We start from the raw sequence: 16,963 nt of genomic DNA, 5'->3' as shown, positions 1-16,963 counted from the left end.
ATCACAAAATATCCAAAATATCGGATTTAATAACATCGGCTTTCGGGCCGTATATAGCTTGAATACCTGTGTCTTTTCTTACAAGTCCCAAAGCTCCCTCATTTTTCCAGTCGCTCAGTTCAGCAACCAAATCAGGATTTTTTACTGTAACACGGAGTCTTGTCATGCAAGCGTCAACATCAACAATGTTTTCTCTTCCGCCAAGCAATGCAATAATTCTTTCAGCCTTACTTCCTGCAGCTCCTGTCTTTGCTTTGCCCTGGTCTTCGGAAACGTCTTCTGATTGAACATCATCATCAATATAGTTGCCGAGTCTTCCCGGAGTTGCAAAGTTAAATTTCTTAATCATGAACTTTGATACGAAATATCCTACAACAAAGAATACTATTACGCAGATTACAAAGTTGAATACGTCCCAGCCAAGACCTGCGCTGAATGACATTGGAAGTCTGCTGATAAGCTCAAGGTTTCCGAATGAGTGAAGTCTTAAATGGATAACTCCTGCAAGGGCAAATGCAATACCCTGAAGAATAGCGTAAACAATGTAAAGAGGAATTGCACAGAACATAAACATAAATTCCAAAGGCTCTGTAACACCTGTAAGAAGAACTGCAACGATTGTTGAAAGGAACATTGAAGTATATTTCTTTCTCTTATCCGGGTCAATGCACTTGTACATTCCCACACCGATACCTATAAGCAATCCTGTTGCACCGATCATCTGTCCAACCTTAAATCTTGCAGGTGTAACAGTTGTTAAAAGCTCCTGATAGCCAGCCATATCGCCCTGATTTTTGAGATTTACAAGGTCTGTAACCCATGCAAGCCACAATGGATCCTGTCCGAATACCTGTGTTCCTGCGTTTGTTCCTGTAAGAATTGTATATGTACCGCCGAATGATGTGTAGTTCATTGGAATTGTCAGCATGTGATGCAATCCAAATGGGAGAAGCAATCTTTCCAATGTTCCGTAAACAAACGGTGCAAGGATAGGAGATGTTTCTGATGAATTTGCAATCCAGATACCAAAGGAATTGATTCCGCCCTGAATAAGCGGCCAAACTATTGCAAGAACAATAGCAATTACCACTGACCAAACCATTACAACCAACGGAACAAATCTTTTGCCGTTAAAGAATGAAAGTGCGTCCGGAAGCTTTCTGAAATTGTAGTACTTATTGTAAACAACAGCGCCTACAAATCCTGAGATAATTCCTATAAATACTCCCATGTTAAGAGCAGGTGCTCCCAAAACAGATGTAAAGTAATCCGCAACCGGAATTTCCTGTCCGAACAATGTGTGTGTCGTTGCTCCTTCTGCTGTAAGCATAGCGCTTGTAACACCAAAGAATGAACCTGTAAGCAGGTTGATAAGAATAAATGCAATGGATGCCGCAAATGCTCCGCCTGCACGCTCCTTAGCCCAAGAACCACCTATTGCAACCGCAAACAACAGACTGAGGTTGTTAATAACGCCCCATCCGATATTGGAAACAATATTTCCTATCCACATGGCTGTTGAATTATCTTTTCCGAAAATCTGAACCATGCTTCCCAAGGAAATCATCAAACCTGCCGCAGGCATAACAGCAATAACAACCATCATTGCTTTGCCCAACTTTTGCAGAAATTCAAAATTTACGAATTTTTTCTTTGAAATCTTTTTTGACTGCTCCTGAGCAGATTTAATTTTTTTATCAAGAGCCTTGTCAGTTTTGTTTTTTTCTTTTGTCTTACTGCCTATTGACATGACCTGTCACCAACCTTTACCTCTCTTAGATAATATGTAACCATTCAGAAGTCAAACATTTTCTATTTCCGTTTTACTTCCATGTTTTAACACAAAACTTTTAATTTGTGTTTTCCGCCAACGCAAACAGCCGGACTGCACATTTTTTACTGCTTTCTTTCCCCGCAAAATATGCAAAAGAAAGCATCAAGAACATTTTAAACGGAACTGTTTTACATTTAAGCGATGCTGAATACAACCTGAAACCTTTCCCAAACACCTTTTCAACCTCCTTTTATTTTATTTGTGCAATCCGTTGTGCAAATTTACGCAACCGCTTTCATAACTTGATTGTACTACTGCAAAATCTATTTTTCAAGTACTTTTTTCTATTTCTCTCTTTTTTACAATAACAAATGATATTTTTTATTCAATTTAACTAATCTAGATTTTGGATATTTAATAACCGCATAAAACCATTCCATAATGCCTCATAAAAACTCAACGTTTTCTTGACAAGTTTCGTTGAAAGAGATATAATTATTTCATAATTTTTTGCATAAAGGAGTTGCGCAAATCATGGCAACAATTTCAGATGTAGCAAAACTTGCAGGTGTTTCCCCATCAACTGTTTCGAGAACATGCAGCAATCATCCCTCTATAAGCCAGCGTACAAAAGAACGTGTGCGCAAAGCCATGGCAGAACTTGGATATGAACCTAATTTTCAGGCAACAAGCCTTGCAACTCAAAATTCCAAAACTTTCGGGATTCTTCTTCCATCTTCCGATTATGATGTTTATCAAAAATCTTTCTACCTTGAAGCAATACGAGGCATAGGCTTGTTCTGCAATCAAAAACAATACATGAATACGATTATCACAGGTCAAAATGACGAAGAGATTTTACAAACCGTCCAGTCCATGGTAAAAGGCGGTCGTGTAGAAGGCTTTATCCTGCTTTATTCACGCCATGACGACCCTGTAATTAAATATTTGAACTCCGAAGGTATTCTCTATGTGCTTATCGGTAAAGCCACCAAAGATTTAAGCGACGCAATATATGTTGACAACGACAATATTCAGGCAAGCCGTGAGCTTACAAATCTTTTGATAAGCAAAGGCCACAAAAAAATCGGATACATTTCAAGCGACTCGGAATATAATTTTTCCCAAGACAGAAAAAGCGGCTATATGCTTGCCCTTACTGAAAATTCTATACCAATGAACTCACAGTACATTGTAGAGTGTTCAGGAATTCCGGATTACAACAATGATAAAATAAAAGAGCTCCTTACACTTGAAGACAGACCGACCGCAATAGTTACTAGCGATGATGTTTTGGCTACTCTTTTGATAAGTACCGCATATACTTTGGGACTCAAAGTTCCAGATGACTTGTCTGTTGCGTCTTTTAACGATTCTCTTTTATCTCATCTTTGCCATCCTCAGCTTACAAGCGTTGACATAAACGCATTGCAGTTGGGAATTGAAGCAGCATCACAGATAATAAATCATATTGAAAACCCTGATTTGCTGGCAACAAAGATTATTGTTCCTCACAGAATTATCGAACGTGAAAGCTGTTCTTCACCAAAATAAAAATCTTATATACATAAAAAAGCACTATACCCTAAATGAGTATAGTGCTTTCACTTTTATATGGAAATCATCATTCCAATATTACGCATTTATTGCCACGTGATTCAAATACGCTTTCAAATGCGGCTCTGTCATATTCAACTATTCCGGAAATCGGGTCAGCGATAGTTACAGTATCTTCCGAATATCCTATGAGAACTGCTCCGTGGTCGCTGGTACTCCAATCAACGTATTCTCCGCTTTCAGTATACCAACCGCTTACACCGGATCTTTCCACCATGTAAATAGTTACCCACACAACCACTGGGGTATCTTTGCTTACAAGCTGGTAAAGTTCTTCAGGCGTTGAACCGGTCATGTCCACCGCTCTCATTGAGCTTCCCACATCTTCAAGATAGTCATCTGCAGCCGTGGTAATCGCTCCGGTTCCGCAGATATATCCGCCGGTGGTGGTAGGATCACCTATAAAGTAGTTATTAAGGTCAGGGCCATACAAGTTACCTTCGCTGTCGTAATAGAAATATGTCGGTGCAATAGGCAGATACTCTGTAGCCATTACAACTTTATCTGCATCATAACCATAATAGTTAAGAACCATTGTTAAAGCTGTTATTTCGCAACCTGTGGGAAGTTCAGGTGTCTGTATTATTGACTCAAAATCATCTATAACATACGAGCTTTTAGCTTCTGTTGTCGGCTCGGTAGTTTTTGTATGATTTTCATTAACATCTGTATTTTCACCTGAGTGAAGCGATGATGTTCCTTCCTCTGAAGTTTCTATATTGTTTGGATTAGTTTGCGCAACCTCTATGTAATTATTAAAAGTCAGATGATTGCTTAAATAATTTACAATCAAAAAAGATCCTACAGCTATGAAAACTAAAGACAAAATACATATACCGCCAAAAGTATGCTTATTCTTCATTTTTAGTTTCCCTTTTCAAAATTTAAGTTGCCGTCAACTCTATTATACCCTAAATTTCAATAATGTCTAATACCAAAAACATGTAAAATTTAAAAATATTATGCAAGCCTTAAATAGGATTTTAAAATTCTTCGAAACTTATTATAACAGTATTTTTTAAATTATCTATAACAATAACAAAATAAAATTATATTCCTTATTGTTCGATTATATAATTCTTTTGCAAAATATCTTATGGGATGTTTCTCAAAACTTTCACAAAATTTTTAGAATAAAATTAACTCCAACTTTTATTTTTATTATACAATATAAACCTTAAATATAATTATAACCTTAATCTGTGAACACAAATTTATTAAATTGCATAAAACTTGTATATTTAAAATTTAACGTTTCTTTTATTTCTATAATAATAAAAGAAAAAATTTAATCAAATCCTTTTTTGTCGATGGATAAAAATAACACAGCCTATTTTATGATTTAGGCTGTGTTATTTTAAATTTATTTTTTTATTCTTCTTTTATTCTGATTGAACAAGTCATTTAAGTGTTCCGTCAAAGGCAATTCTGTACGGAAAGGACGGAAAAAATGATATTTTTGCTTTCTTTCATCGTAGCGTTTTCTTATATCCGCCTTTATAGTTTCATAACGGACAACAACATTGTTTTCCTCTGCATATTTTTTGAGCTTTGCCACAATCTGTGCAGAATTAACCACATCTATAATAAAGAACCCAAAAAACAAACCTATAAAAAACGAAAATGCCAAATTATTTGAAAGCCAGTTCAATGCATCCAGTATATAGGGATGAATAAAGAAATAGTATACCGCCCCGAGTATTGCCCATATTAGGGAAAATTTAGGACAAATAACACCCTGTATATTTCCCCATTCTTTTGTATAATCCCATAAACGGACTTTTGTATGCTTCAAACTAACTATACCGGCTATGTATTCGATTGCCGTCATACAAACAGACATGAAAATAAATAACACAATTTTGTTCCAGAACGGATCTGTTATCATATTAAATTTTTCCATGGACGCTATCAAATACATAATGCACAGCCCACAGCCGTATATTGGAAGATACGGTCCGGTGCAAAATCCCGGGTTTATCCATTTTCTTTCAGGATTGGCAGAAGATATAAACCGCCTAAAAAGTAATTCCAGCACCCATCCCGAAACCGAACCTATGAAAAAAAGAAAAGCAAGTATAAGCATTACATTCATATAATACACTCCGATTATTTTATATTGATTATTATAATATTATCTGTTTCTTTGTCAAGATGTCGCTTTAAATTTACTGCGATATATCATCTTTCACCGATTTTATCCAATCTTCTACAGATTTCGCTAAGATAAGCTGCTGCTTTAGCACTGCCAAACCTGTCTTTGGTATTTCCGGAAGATTCTCTTTCAACAATAGATTTTCCTCCATATATCCCTTGACTTCTCTTATCTGCTCTTCTATTCTTTCGATACATAGCTTTTTATCTTCGGTTGACAAATTTTCAAGATTCACTATAACTGCGTTAAAGTCCAAGAAAAAATTTATTTTTTTCCCTGATAGTTCAAACATTAAGCGTTTAAACTCCTGTTCTCCCTTTTCTGTAAGTGTGTATACAGACTTTTCCGGCATCTTTCCGTCTTTCTCTATATGCCCAACGATAAATCCCTTTTCTTCAAGCTGAATTACCTTTTTATAAATCGAAGGCGTACTTATTTTAACCCATTTTGAGATGTTTCTATACTCAACAAGTTTTTGAATATCGTATGCGCTTAATGGTTCTTTTTTTATTATTCCTAATACGATTAAGTCTATTGTAGCCATATTTTTCTCCTTTGGTATTGACATCTATTATAAATTATAGTACTATACTCTTTGCGACGCAACTACTATAATTTATAGTACTATAATAAATACTGTGAAAGGGGAATTATCATGAACAAAACAAACAACAAACTTCAGCTTTTATCCACATCACCTGTTCCAAAAGCACTTCTCGCTTTAGGTATTCCAACAATGATAGGAATGATGGTGAACGCACTTTATAATCTTGCAGATACCTATTTTGTAGCCGGACTTGGAACAAGTCAAAATGGAGCTATTTCTGTAGCTTTTCCTATAGGTCAGATTATTGTCGGCCTCGGTTTGCTTTTCGGAAACGGAGCTGCATCATATATATCACGATTGCTTGGTAAAGGTCAAAAAGACATTGCCGGCAAAACAGCAAGCACAGCTGTATACAGCAGTCTTTTTATAGGAGCAGTTATAATTATTATCACATCTATTTTTCTTACTCCTATTTTAAAGCTTTTAGGTGCTACTGAAAGCATTCTTCCATATGCCCAAATATACACAAGAATTTATGTTATATCATCTATTTTTAATGTGTTTAATGTCACTATGAATAACATAGTAACAAGTGAAGGCTCAGCTAAAACAACTATGTTTGCTCTGCTCTCGGGAGCTATACTGAATGTAATACTCGATCCGATTTTTATATACACTCTTAATTTTGGTGTTGCCGGAGCTGCCATCGCCACTGCAATATCCCAAATTGTTTCAACTCTTATTTACATTCAGTACATACTTAGAAAAAAGAGCAATTTTTCTTTCAGTATTAAAGAGTGTTCTTTTACCAAAGAAATCATTTCAGAAATTTTAAAAATCGGAATTCCAACATTAGTCTTTCAGATATTATCAGGTGTTTCCATAGCAATGATAAGCAGGCTGGCAAAAGATTTTGGCTATGGCGACTCGGTTATTGCAGCTATGGGAAATGTTTCAAAAGTTATTTCTGTCGGCAGTCTTATGGTGTTCGGGTTTATTAAGGGATTTCAGCCTATTGCCGGATTCAGCTACGGAGCCGGAAATTATGACAGATTAAAAAAATCAATAAAAACATCTCTTCTTTGGTCAACAGGATTTTGTATCCTTTTTGGCATTTCAACAGCCGTTTTTTCCACGGAAATAATGTCCATGTTCACTCAAAACGATAGCAAGCTTATTGAAACCGGCTCAAAAGCACTGATAACCAACGGCATTACTTTCATCCTTTTTGGATTTAATACGGTTTTCTCATCTCTGTTTTTATCAATTGGTAAAGCCACAAAAGGATTTATTTTAGGAGCTTGCCGCCAGGGACTGTGTTTTATTCCTACAGTCGTATTCATGACTTTTTCCTTTGGTTTAAACGGAATTATATATTCTCAGCCGACAGCTGATGTAATCACCGCTATAATAACAGCAATTATGGCAGCAGGGCTTTACAAAGAAATTTTTAATAATCCTAACGATCTATAAGCCCGAGTTTTTTCAGTCTGCTTCTTATTCCGCCGTTGGTTCTCCCTAGAGCTTCTGACATTTCTGCGATAGTATATTTTTTATTGTACATATCAATCAAATCCATTTCTTCATCGTGATTCCAGGGTTGACCGACATTTTTGTTTTTAGAATTTTGAGGAGTTATGTCAGATTTATACTTTTCTTTGTTAATCGCTTTGTCAAAATTTAAAATAGACCATAAGTTATCTAAAATAAACTGCTGGGCTTTACTGTTGTATACCACTGCATTAAAAAAGCCATGATCTGTCATCATCCTTCTAACCGACATGCCCATTGACTTTCCCGATTCTGTCGGTCGTTTAACTGTTTTTCCGTTTTCCTCAACCTCTTGCAGCAAATCGCAGTTTAAAAGCCATTGGGTTATAGGTTTTGTGGTAAGTTTTACCATATTTTCATCGTTCTTTAATTCGTTGAGTTTTTTTACTATTGCAGATATTGTAATTTCACCATTTGATATTCTAAAATTTTCTATCTCATGTTGTGAAAGACTAAAAGGTTTCTTCTTTCGCCCAGATTTCTTTTTATCACAATTCATCGCCTCTTTAATCGCTTCCGAAACAAAATAGAGACATCTTACTATTTTCACATCGTTTATTACACTGTCCTCCGGTAAAACAGCTTTTGTAATTGGATGCAGACCTTTTGCAAGACTCGATATGTATTCATCTGCCAGCAATAATTTCTCTTCTTTTTCCAATCACTCCACCCCATTCCAAAAAATATATTTATACTTTATTATACAATATAATTGAATTTATAGCAATAATATTGATGAAATATTTAATAATTTTTATAGCAAAAGCAACCGATTTTTTGTGATATCGGTTGCTTTTTAATATGTTTTATTTATTTTTCTCCAGCATAAATGTCACTTTCCAAGGCCCCTCGGTATAATTGTTATAGTTATAAAATCTGCCGTATAACTTACAGTTATCCGTATTGTTTATTCCCTCAAAAACATATTCGTATATTACATCTTCGCCATCATTAAATCTTATACAATCAGTTGGACTGATTCTTTTCTTTCCGCTGTCGTCTAAACAAATCCACAAATAACTGCCGTTTTCCCAAGGATTTATACAGCGAGCCTGAATATGCAGGTTTCCTTCAATATATCCCATTCCTGTTATTTCAATATTGTTTACAGGAGTGCTGATAGAGAGGTTTTGGTCCAATACTGTTATTTCTTTTATTTCATAATAAATATTTTCCGACTTCTCAATAATTTTTACATTTGGATTTCTTTCAGCCAGTGATAAATCTATATCCTCTGCAATACCCATATATTTTTCCTTAGCACTCATAAAGTTACCAACAATAAAAGTGACTTTATCTTTTATGTTAAATTCTTCCCCACTGAAAGGTTCCATCTGTATCAGAAAGACCGCTTTGTTTTCTTCCTCTACATATCCATACATTTCACAATGAGCTGAACAATCACCTGCTGAAAATATGCCATAGCTTTCGTTCAAGTTAGTGGTTTCATCAATTCTCTTTCCTGACAAATCCTGCAAGCTCACTAATATTTCGGCTTTATTTTTGCTGATACTTACGGAATCAACTGTCATTATGATATTATCTTTGACACATGACATATTAACAGGCATAAAGAACTGGGCTGTGTGAGGTGACACATAATATAATGCATAGTAAAAATCGTTAACATTAGCCACCAGCGCAGAGGTACCTGAGAAAAGAAACAACACAAATACTATTGCCACAGCCAATTTTTTTCCGAACCACAATAATGTACATTTCTCTTTCTTATGATTTATGTTTTCAATTTCATCATTACAGTATAATACAATTTGTCTTTTCATATCCTGAGGAATTCTAATGCTTTCTGCTTGTCTTTTTAAATCGGTAATGTTCATGTCAGATACTCCTTTCTGTATTCTTTTTCAAGCAATTCTCTTCCCTTCTTTAATCTCATTTTTACCGCTGAAGGCGTTTTGCTGATTATTTTTGCTATTTCATCCACCTTGTATTCTTCCACATAATAAAGCGTTAAAACGATACGGTACTTTTCCGGAATCTGCATAAGAGCTTCCAAAATTCCTGTGTTATCAGGCTCATCTGAAAATTCTTTAAGCATTTCTAAATCAAATTTGGGATGATTTATTCTGTAACGCAGAATATCTTTACAGCGGTTTGCAGCGACTCTTAAAAGCCATGCTTTTTCATGATGTTTATCTTTAAAATCCGGCGACTTTTTAATGTATTTTATTATTGTATCCTGAACAGCGTCCTGTGCATCTTCCCTGTTGCTCAGTAAAATAAAACAGGTTCTAAAAATCAAATCACCATATTCATTTACAATTTCCTCCGCTTGAGTATTCTTATTCTCCATTTTGATCCCTCCTCTGATATATAAACGATTGAAAACATATTTTGGTCAATTATTTCAAGAAAAAAGCTGTTGTGTTCCGGCAAAACACGGACACAACAGCTTTTTGGATGTAGATTTATCTCATAATAAAGCTTTCATTTATTTCGTCTGCTTCTTTGCTTTCTTTTGAAGCTTATCATATATCGGTCTATACCCCGCATAATATCCTTCTTCTATATTCATAACCTCTCTAAGGTCCATAACTATATCATCTCTGTTTTATAATCCATTATCCATTTCATATTTCATCGGTGTATACCTTATGCCGTCCGTGGTTTTTTCTGTATCTGTATCAATAAACCCAAACTTATGATAAACTTTAACAGCATATGGCGATGAGTTTACGGTGACAACATCATTTTGATTGTGCTTTTTTATGTATTCCCAAAGCTTTCTGCCTATTCCCTTGCGCTGACTGTCTGCTTCTACAAAAAAGCAGCATATGTGTTTTCTGTTTTGATTTGTGGCAATGACGCCTAAAAGCTTTTCTTTTTCATAAGCTCCAAAAATTTCTAAAGTGTCTAAAATCTTATCATTAAAAATAAAAGACCTGAAAGCATCAACCCCTTCAAAAGAATAGTCAGGAGCTTCAAATTTCAAAAATGTATCCCATATCAAAGCAACAGCCGTTATGCGTTCAGTATTTTCTATTTTTCTAATTATCACGATACCACCCCTCAATTAAAAAATATCGCTTAAATTACAACCACTTTTTAGTCTCTTAATTTATTTTATCATATGATATATAAAATTTCAATTAAAACAATATCAAGTATTGACGGACTTAATAATATGTTATAGAATTTAGTAACATTATAACGAAACGGAGAGGTAAAAATGATGCCTGAAAAAATATTTGTAAAGAAAAGCAACAGAAAAACCCTCTCAATAGAAATAGGCAGTGACTTGAATTTATATGTTAAGGCTCCTCTTAATTTAAGCGACAGCGAAATTAAAAAGTTCATTAGTTCAAAAAGAACATGGATTGAAAAACATATGCTTTCAATGAAAGAACGCCAGGAGGAAGCTGCTAAAAATGCTGAGCCAAAGCTTACCAACGAGGATATAAAAGCTTTAGCAGACAAGGCACTTGAGTACATACCAAAAAGAGTTGAATACTTTGCAAAACAGTTGGGTGTAACCTATAACAGAATTACAATAAGAAATCAAACTACCCGCTGGGGAAGCTGTTCCGGAAAGAAAAATCTTAATTTCAACTGTCTCTTAATGCTTATGCCCAAGGAAATGATAGACTACACCGTTGTTCATGAGCTTTGTCATTTAAAAGAGATGAACCATTCAAAAAATTTCTACAACTTGGTGGCTTCTATTTTGCCTGATTATAAGGAACGGGAAAAATGGTTTAAAGAAAACGGAAACAGAATAATGATGAGAATGAAAAAATAACTTAGAAAAACTCCCTTTCAGATTTGAATATCCGAAAGGGAGTTTTTTATACTAAACCTTTACTCCTAAAGTATACAACATTTTGCTTATGCAGCCTGAGACTTAATAAGAATAATCTGTACGCCTGTTGCATCCTTTATTGTTATAATTCCGTCGCCATCTACATCAGCAAGGCTTTCATAGAATGTTCCCTGGGTTTCTATGTTGACAATGTGTTTCTGGATAAGTGTTACATCGTTTATATCAAGTACATTATCAAAGTTTACATCTCCGAGGATTGCCGGGATAACATTGAATATTGCAGTTTCAAGCTTCTCGTATGCAGCTGTTATTTCTCCAGCTGTGGCATCCTGTTTGTCAACTATCTTCTGAGCATTGTCCATTTCTTGCTTCATATTGTCAATAGATTCAGGCAGATAGAAATTATCAGAGTCGATTATTTCCTGAGCCTTAGCAATAAGCTCTGACAAATCGGTCTTATCAACATCCAAAACAAATCTAAGCACAGGCATGTTGTCCTCTCCGCTTATCCATGTTTTATAGTAATCCTTCTTGCCGCTATTGAGTTTATCAAGCAAAGTACCGTCTGTGAGCTGTTCTGCTGTTATAGAAGTATAATCAGCATAGTTTTCACAGTTGCCTATTGGGTTTTTGCCCTCAAGATAGTAAGCCTTATCTATTGTTGACAAATACTGTGGGTATGCTGCATATTCGTCCCAACCTGCTATTGCGCCAACGTTACCTTCGCCCTTGGCTTCTGCTGTTGAATAACAGTTATTTACAACCATCTGTGCTTCAGGATTTGCATCAAGGCTGCTGTTCATTGAACCAAATACTCCGCCTATTGATATACCTGTGCCTGTGATTGTACCTGTTGTAAAGCAGTTTTCAACCACGCTGTTATTGCACATTCCTACAAGACCGCCGACATCGTTTCCGCCGTTTACAGTTACATTCTTTCCATAGCAGTTATAGATAGTCGCATGCATTGTTCTTCCTGCAAAAGCTCCGACCTTATCTCCTCCTGTTATTGTTGAATCAGCTATACCGAGGTTTTTGATAGTTCCGCCCTCTAAGAAGCCGATAAGTCCTACATTTGTTACACCTGAATTATTGATTGTAAGGTTGCTGATAACATGACCGTCGCCGTCAAATGTTCCACTGAATGTGGCTACAGTTGTGTATTTAGCACCTGCCATATCTATATCGTTGGTAAGTTTGAAGTACGCATCTGTATATTCACCGGAATTGAGGAAGTTGCTGAACATGCTCAGGTCTTCTGCATTCTGAATAAGATAAGGTGACTCTTCTGTGCCTTCTCCCTCAAATTTGAAGTTCGGGTCATAGAGAAGTCTATACTTATTATAAATGCTTATATTGTCAATCTTTCCTGTGATTCCCTCAAACATCTTTTCTGTTCCGATGTAGGAAGATTTTGAGTTGTTATCTCTGCCCAAAACAGCTGGACTGAACTCTTCATCATTGATAACAAGAGTTGTTGTATTTACTCCGCCATGTACAAATGTGCTTGTAAGCTTAATATTTACCCACTGATCTGTTGGGATAGTTGTATTGAAAGTATATTCATACTTATCAACTACAAAGGATACACCATTTTCTTTATAGTTGAGATAGAAAGTACAGTGATCATCCTGGAACAAAACTGCATTTTCAGGCTGTTCTCCGTCCAAATACAAATCAAAGGAAATTGTGTACGGATAACCTACAGCCTCAAATGGCAAGTTAATATATGATGTTCCGTCAAGCTTAAACACATTGCTTCCAAGGGTATCATCGAATATGATTTCACCGTTTACTAAAGTTCCGTCATAGTCGTTTGCTATATCCTCAATGGTGTTTTCAGTAACATTTTCAAAATCATACTGAGCAATTGTGTACGTATCTGTTTTTACTATTCTTCTCGGATTTGCATAAGCTGCAAAATCTCCAACTGCGTTGAAAGCTTCAACAAATTCATCTCCGCTTTCAAATCTGTCCTCATCACCGTACCAAAGCTTCTCGCTTATACCTCCTATGTAGGAAATCATAAGGTCAAGCATATCATAATCAGAATACCAGCCCAAGTCGTTCCAGTTACAGAACAAGGAACCAAGAATCTGAGGATTTCCTTTAAGTACGTCAAAATCTCCATAGTAGTTATCTATGCCGCCTCTGAGCATGTAAGGGTTGGAAAGATTTCTTGTGGTGAAATCGCTTCCGCCCTGCCATGTGTCATAGAATCTTGCCATGTCAACATATCCGTTAAAGAAAGTTCCCGGACCGAATGCTGCTCCTGTATTTGGAACAAGGTACATAATATTACTTGTGGAATTGATTACCTCAAATCCTGCGTCCAAAGCCTCATCAACACGCTGGTCAGCGCTATCCCAAATTTGATTTACAACATTTTCACTGTTTACTGTAGTTTCACCGTAATAGTATGTAAGGTTACCCCAGAATACAACCTTATCAACATTATCTTTACCCAGTAAATACTGAGCCAAGTCGTTGATATAGCGTCTCATGTTTTCGTTTGTGTTGGCTGACTCGTCTGTTCCTATATGAACATATGCACTCTGGAATACAGGGTCTTCACCGTCTAAGAATTCATCGAAAACATCCTCAACCAATGCAAGTGACTCGTCATAATGTCCTGACAAATCGAAGTTTGCCCCGTTTACTATTGTGCTGTCAATGTTTCCAAACATTGCAGCATGTCCGGGAGTGTCTATCTCTGTGATAACATTCACACCATATTCCTTGAGATTTTTCTGCATCTGACGATAGTAATCCTGTGACCATACATATTCTCCGTTATTCAAGTTAAGCTGCGGATACTTTTTGCTCTCAACTACAAAGGAATTAGGATATTCACCGCCGCAGTCATTTATATGCAGGCTGAGGGTGTTCAGCTTAAACCATGACATGTATTTACCCATTTCCTCGATATAATCAAGTGAGAAATACTTTCTGGCAACATCCATCATTCCGCCACGGAGTTCATATTCAGGATAATCACGAATGTAGCCCTTTGGAATCAGGCTGTGTGTCGGCTCCTGATACAAAATCTGAGTAAGAGAAACTCCGCCGTAGAACAGACCTATTTCTGTAGGTGCTTCAATTATAATTCTATCTGTGATAGAAATCTCGTATCCTTCTTCCTGAAGGTCATTTTGTCTGTCGGTATTGAAATTAAGGATAATGTCATTTGCTTCTCCCTGCGGAAGCTGTACAACAGAAAGCTCTATGTCAAGCATATCTTTGAAATAGGTTTTAAGTCTGTTTGCCATTTCCAGTGATTCATCGCTTGTGGCAACAATTCTTGTTTCACCTGTTATTTCAAAATTACCCTCAAGGCCATACCACTCTCTTAATCCGGGAACTACATTAGGCTTCTGATTTATGCCTTCATTGTCGTATTTTCCCGGTATGGTAATTTCAATATTTCTGTCAATGCGTCCAACTTTTTCATTGCTCTCGGTATCATATACATCCAATATCAAAAGCGCTGTCTGTTCTGTCAAAGGAGTATAAACATTTCCCTCAAGGTCAACCACGTTTTTATTTGTTGAACCGTAAACAGATGTTACATATTTACCGTCATCTGAATAAATAGGAGAAATTTTTCCGTCTTTTACCTCAACAGAAGTTACAGAAGCCATGAAAGCTTCCAGTTTGCCTACCTCTTCAAATTCCTCAAATACAGCGGTTTTATCTTCGCCATAAGTCCATGTGAGATATCCCTCTTTTGCATTTGAATTTAAAAGGTTTACAAATTCGCTGTCTGTAAGTTCAGCTTTTGTTTTTCCGATAACTCCAGCATTGGTGATAAAAGGCTGTACATTGCCTATTCCCATATCAGGAATTTGTTCCATGTTGTAATATGTATTGGAAATATTTAATTCAGGCACAGCGGTAAAACCTATAACCTTTCCTGAATATGTTCCCCAGTTAACATGTCCCAAATTGTAGCAGTTATCAAGTACTGGCTCTGTGAAATCTTCATCTATTGCAGATATTTTACCTACAATTCCACCCAGTCTGAAAGTACCTCTGATTTTTCCTTTATTAAAGGAATTCTTTATTGTGGTGTTGCTGATAGAACCTGCGATACCTCCGACTGTATCAAAACCCTTTATTTCTGCATTGTTATAGCAGTTAATAATCTGAGAATTATTTGCGTTGCCTGCAATAGAACCAACAGTAAATCCACCGGAAATAGAACCGCTTTCAATACCAAAGTTCTTTATAACAGCGCCGTCAATATTTCTGAAGAAACCTGCGTTTGACTGGCCGCCTAAATCCATATTAAGATTTCTGACAACGTGATTGCCTCCGTCAAATGTTCCGGAGAAGCTGAAATTTCCTATACCTTCGAAATCAACGTCTTTCATATCTATGGAAGCGGTAAGTTTATAGTTAGCGCCTGCAAACAAATAAGAAAGCTCTACTACACGGGCCATTTCAAAAAGGTCATCGGCATTTTCAATTAAATATGGACTTTCTTCTGTTCCGTCACCTTTAAGGGTTGTTTCAACTGAAGAGCCTGTTCCCTCTCTGAATTCAGGATAACCTGAACCGCCGGTAATCCATGCAGCATAATTTTCATTACCTGTGCTGTTGAGCTTTTCAAGCAATGTACCATCTATAAACTCTTTCAAAGCACAAGGAGTGTACTCATCACTTTCTCCATTATTTCCCATTGGTTTTTGACTTTCCAAATAGTAAACATTCTCTATGGTTCTTGCAAACTGAGGAGAGCTTAATCCTTCGTCCCAGCCCATTATTGCTCCGCCGTATTTAGTTGCTGAAACAATGGCGAGAGAATAGCAGTTTCTCAAAACCGGTTTTGCTTCCGGCGTTGTATCAAGGCTTGCATTGAGTGAACCCAAAAGTCCGCCTGCTGAATCGCCTTTACCGGTTACGTTACCGTTTGAAAAACAGTTTTCTACAACTGAATTGTTGCACATTCCTATAAGTCCGCCTGCATCCTTGCCTCCGACAATAGTTACTCCTCTTGCATAGCTATTGTAAACTGTTGCATGCATACTTCTTCCGATAAGCGCACCGGTATTGCCTGCGCCTTTAATATTAGAATCAACTATGCCTATGTTTTTAACAGTTGCTCCGTCCGCAAAAGCTATCAATCCTGTATTGTCTGTGGCGTCATCTATAACAATATTTGATATTTCAAAAGACTGTCCGTCAAGAACACCGCTGAAATAGTTAGTTTTTCCGATAGGTGTTATTGAAGCTCCGGTACAGTCTATATCGTTTGCTAAAACATAATAATCGTCTGCATATGCTGCATCCTGTTCTATAAGATTTGACATATCAATCAAATCATCTGCCGACTTTATCACAAAAGGATTTTCAGCAGTTCCCTCTCCCTCAAGCTGTCCGACGTTTTCATCTGCAAAAGATGCCACTGAAACCATGGACAAAACCATAAGACAAGATAAAATCACGCTCAGAAATTTTTTCATCGCTCTATCCTCCGTTCTGTTAAACATTTTACACTTGAATAATTAACTTACATATGTCTTTTACCTCTGTTTT

The 16,963-nt window shown here is 36.4% G+C and carries 12 protein-coding genes; 3 read left to right on the top strand and 9 right to left on the bottom strand.

Features of this window, described 5'->3' with window-relative positions:
* Position 1: 1 nt before the first annotated feature.
* On the bottom strand, positions 2–1,660 hold the full coding sequence (locus tag B5F08_RS00315; RefSeq protein WP_442856045.1) for a PTS transporter subunit IIBC: 1,659 nt from the start codon (positions 1,658–1,660) through the stop codon (positions 2–4).
* 648 nt (positions 1,661–2,308) lie between these two features.
* On the opposite strand from B5F08_RS00315, the gene B5F08_RS00310 reads away from it, so the two are divergent.
* On the top strand, positions 2,309–3,328 hold the full coding sequence (locus B5F08_RS00310; protein WP_442856043.1) for a LacI family DNA-binding transcriptional regulator: 1,020 nt from the start codon (positions 2,309–2,311) through the stop codon (positions 3,326–3,328).
* A 70-nt stretch (positions 3,329–3,398) separates the two neighbouring features.
* Here B5F08_RS00310 and B5F08_RS00305 read toward each other — a convergent pair whose 3' ends face one another.
* The 3 genes from B5F08_RS00305 to B5F08_RS00295 form a co-directional block, all read right to left on the bottom strand.
* Positions 3,399–4,253 (bottom strand): C39 family peptidase, encoded by an 855-nt coding sequence (locus B5F08_RS00305; protein ID WP_087375862.1) that lies wholly within the window; start codon positions 4,251–4,253, stop codon positions 3,399–3,401.
* 501 nt (positions 4,254–4,754) lie between these two features.
* Complete coding sequence (locus B5F08_RS00300; protein ID WP_242968163.1) at positions 4,755–5,477, bottom strand: putative ABC transporter permease; 723 nt, start codon at positions 5,475–5,477, stop codon at positions 4,755–4,757.
* A gap of 82 nt (positions 5,478–5,559) precedes the next feature.
* On the bottom strand, positions 5,560–6,090 hold the full coding sequence (locus tag B5F08_RS00295; RefSeq protein ID WP_087375860.1) for a PadR family transcriptional regulator: 531 nt from the start codon (positions 6,088–6,090) through the stop codon (positions 5,560–5,562).
* A 111-nt stretch (positions 6,091–6,201) separates the two neighbouring features.
* On the opposite strand from B5F08_RS00295, the gene B5F08_RS00290 reads away from it, so the two are divergent.
* On the top strand, positions 6,202–7,566 hold the full coding sequence (locus B5F08_RS00290; RefSeq protein ID WP_087375859.1) for an MATE family efflux transporter: 1,365 nt from the start codon (positions 6,202–6,204) through the stop codon (positions 7,564–7,566).
* Here the strand turns inward: B5F08_RS00290 and B5F08_RS00285 are convergent.
* The 4 genes from B5F08_RS00285 to B5F08_RS00270 form a co-directional block, all read right to left on the bottom strand.
* Complete coding sequence (locus B5F08_RS00285) at positions 7,553–8,305, bottom strand: hypothetical protein (protein ID WP_087375858.1); 753 nt, start codon at positions 8,303–8,305, stop codon at positions 7,553–7,555. The two genes, B5F08_RS00290 and B5F08_RS00285, sit on opposite strands and share 14 nt — an antisense overlap.
* A gap of 145 nt (positions 8,306–8,450) precedes the next feature.
* The gene (locus B5F08_RS00280; protein WP_087375857.1) at positions 8,451–9,482 is read right to left on the bottom strand and encodes a hypothetical protein; all 1,032 of its coding nucleotides are present in this window, start codon (positions 9,480–9,482) and stop codon (positions 8,451–8,453) included.
* Positions 9,479–9,958, bottom strand: a complete 480-nt coding sequence (locus tag B5F08_RS00275; protein ID WP_087375856.1) for an RNA polymerase sigma factor — start codon at positions 9,956–9,958, stop codon at positions 9,479–9,481. Before B5F08_RS00275 ends, B5F08_RS00280 begins: the two co-directional genes overlap by 4 nt.
* A gap of 258 nt (positions 9,959–10,216) precedes the next feature.
* Complete coding sequence (locus tag B5F08_RS00270; RefSeq protein WP_087375855.1) at positions 10,217–10,663, bottom strand: GNAT family N-acetyltransferase; 447 nt, start codon at positions 10,661–10,663, stop codon at positions 10,217–10,219.
* A gap of 171 nt (positions 10,664–10,834) precedes the next feature.
* Here B5F08_RS00270 and B5F08_RS00265 point away from each other — a divergent pair, with 171 nt between their 5' ends.
* Positions 10,835–11,404 carry a M48 family metallopeptidase gene (locus B5F08_RS00265; protein WP_087375854.1) on the top strand — a complete coding sequence of 190 codons (570 nt, stop codon included), beginning with the start codon at positions 10,835–10,837 and terminating at the stop codon, positions 11,402–11,404.
* 86 nt (positions 11,405–11,490) lie between these two features.
* Here B5F08_RS00265 and B5F08_RS00260 read toward each other — a convergent pair whose 3' ends face one another.
* Positions 11,491–16,890: a family 20 glycosylhydrolase gene (locus tag B5F08_RS00260; protein ID WP_158096167.1), complete on the bottom strand. Its 5,400-nt coding sequence runs from the start codon at positions 16,888–16,890 to the stop codon at positions 11,491–11,493.
* Between the last annotated feature and the right edge of the window lie 73 nt (positions 16,891–16,963).

Origin of the sequence: Anaeromassilibacillus sp. An172 (assembly GCF_002160515.1) — a bacterium.
Classification (GTDB): domain Bacteria; phylum Bacillota; class Clostridia; order Oscillospirales; family Acutalibacteraceae; genus Limousia; species Limousia pullorum.
This window is presented reverse-complemented; position numbering and strand designations above follow the sequence as displayed.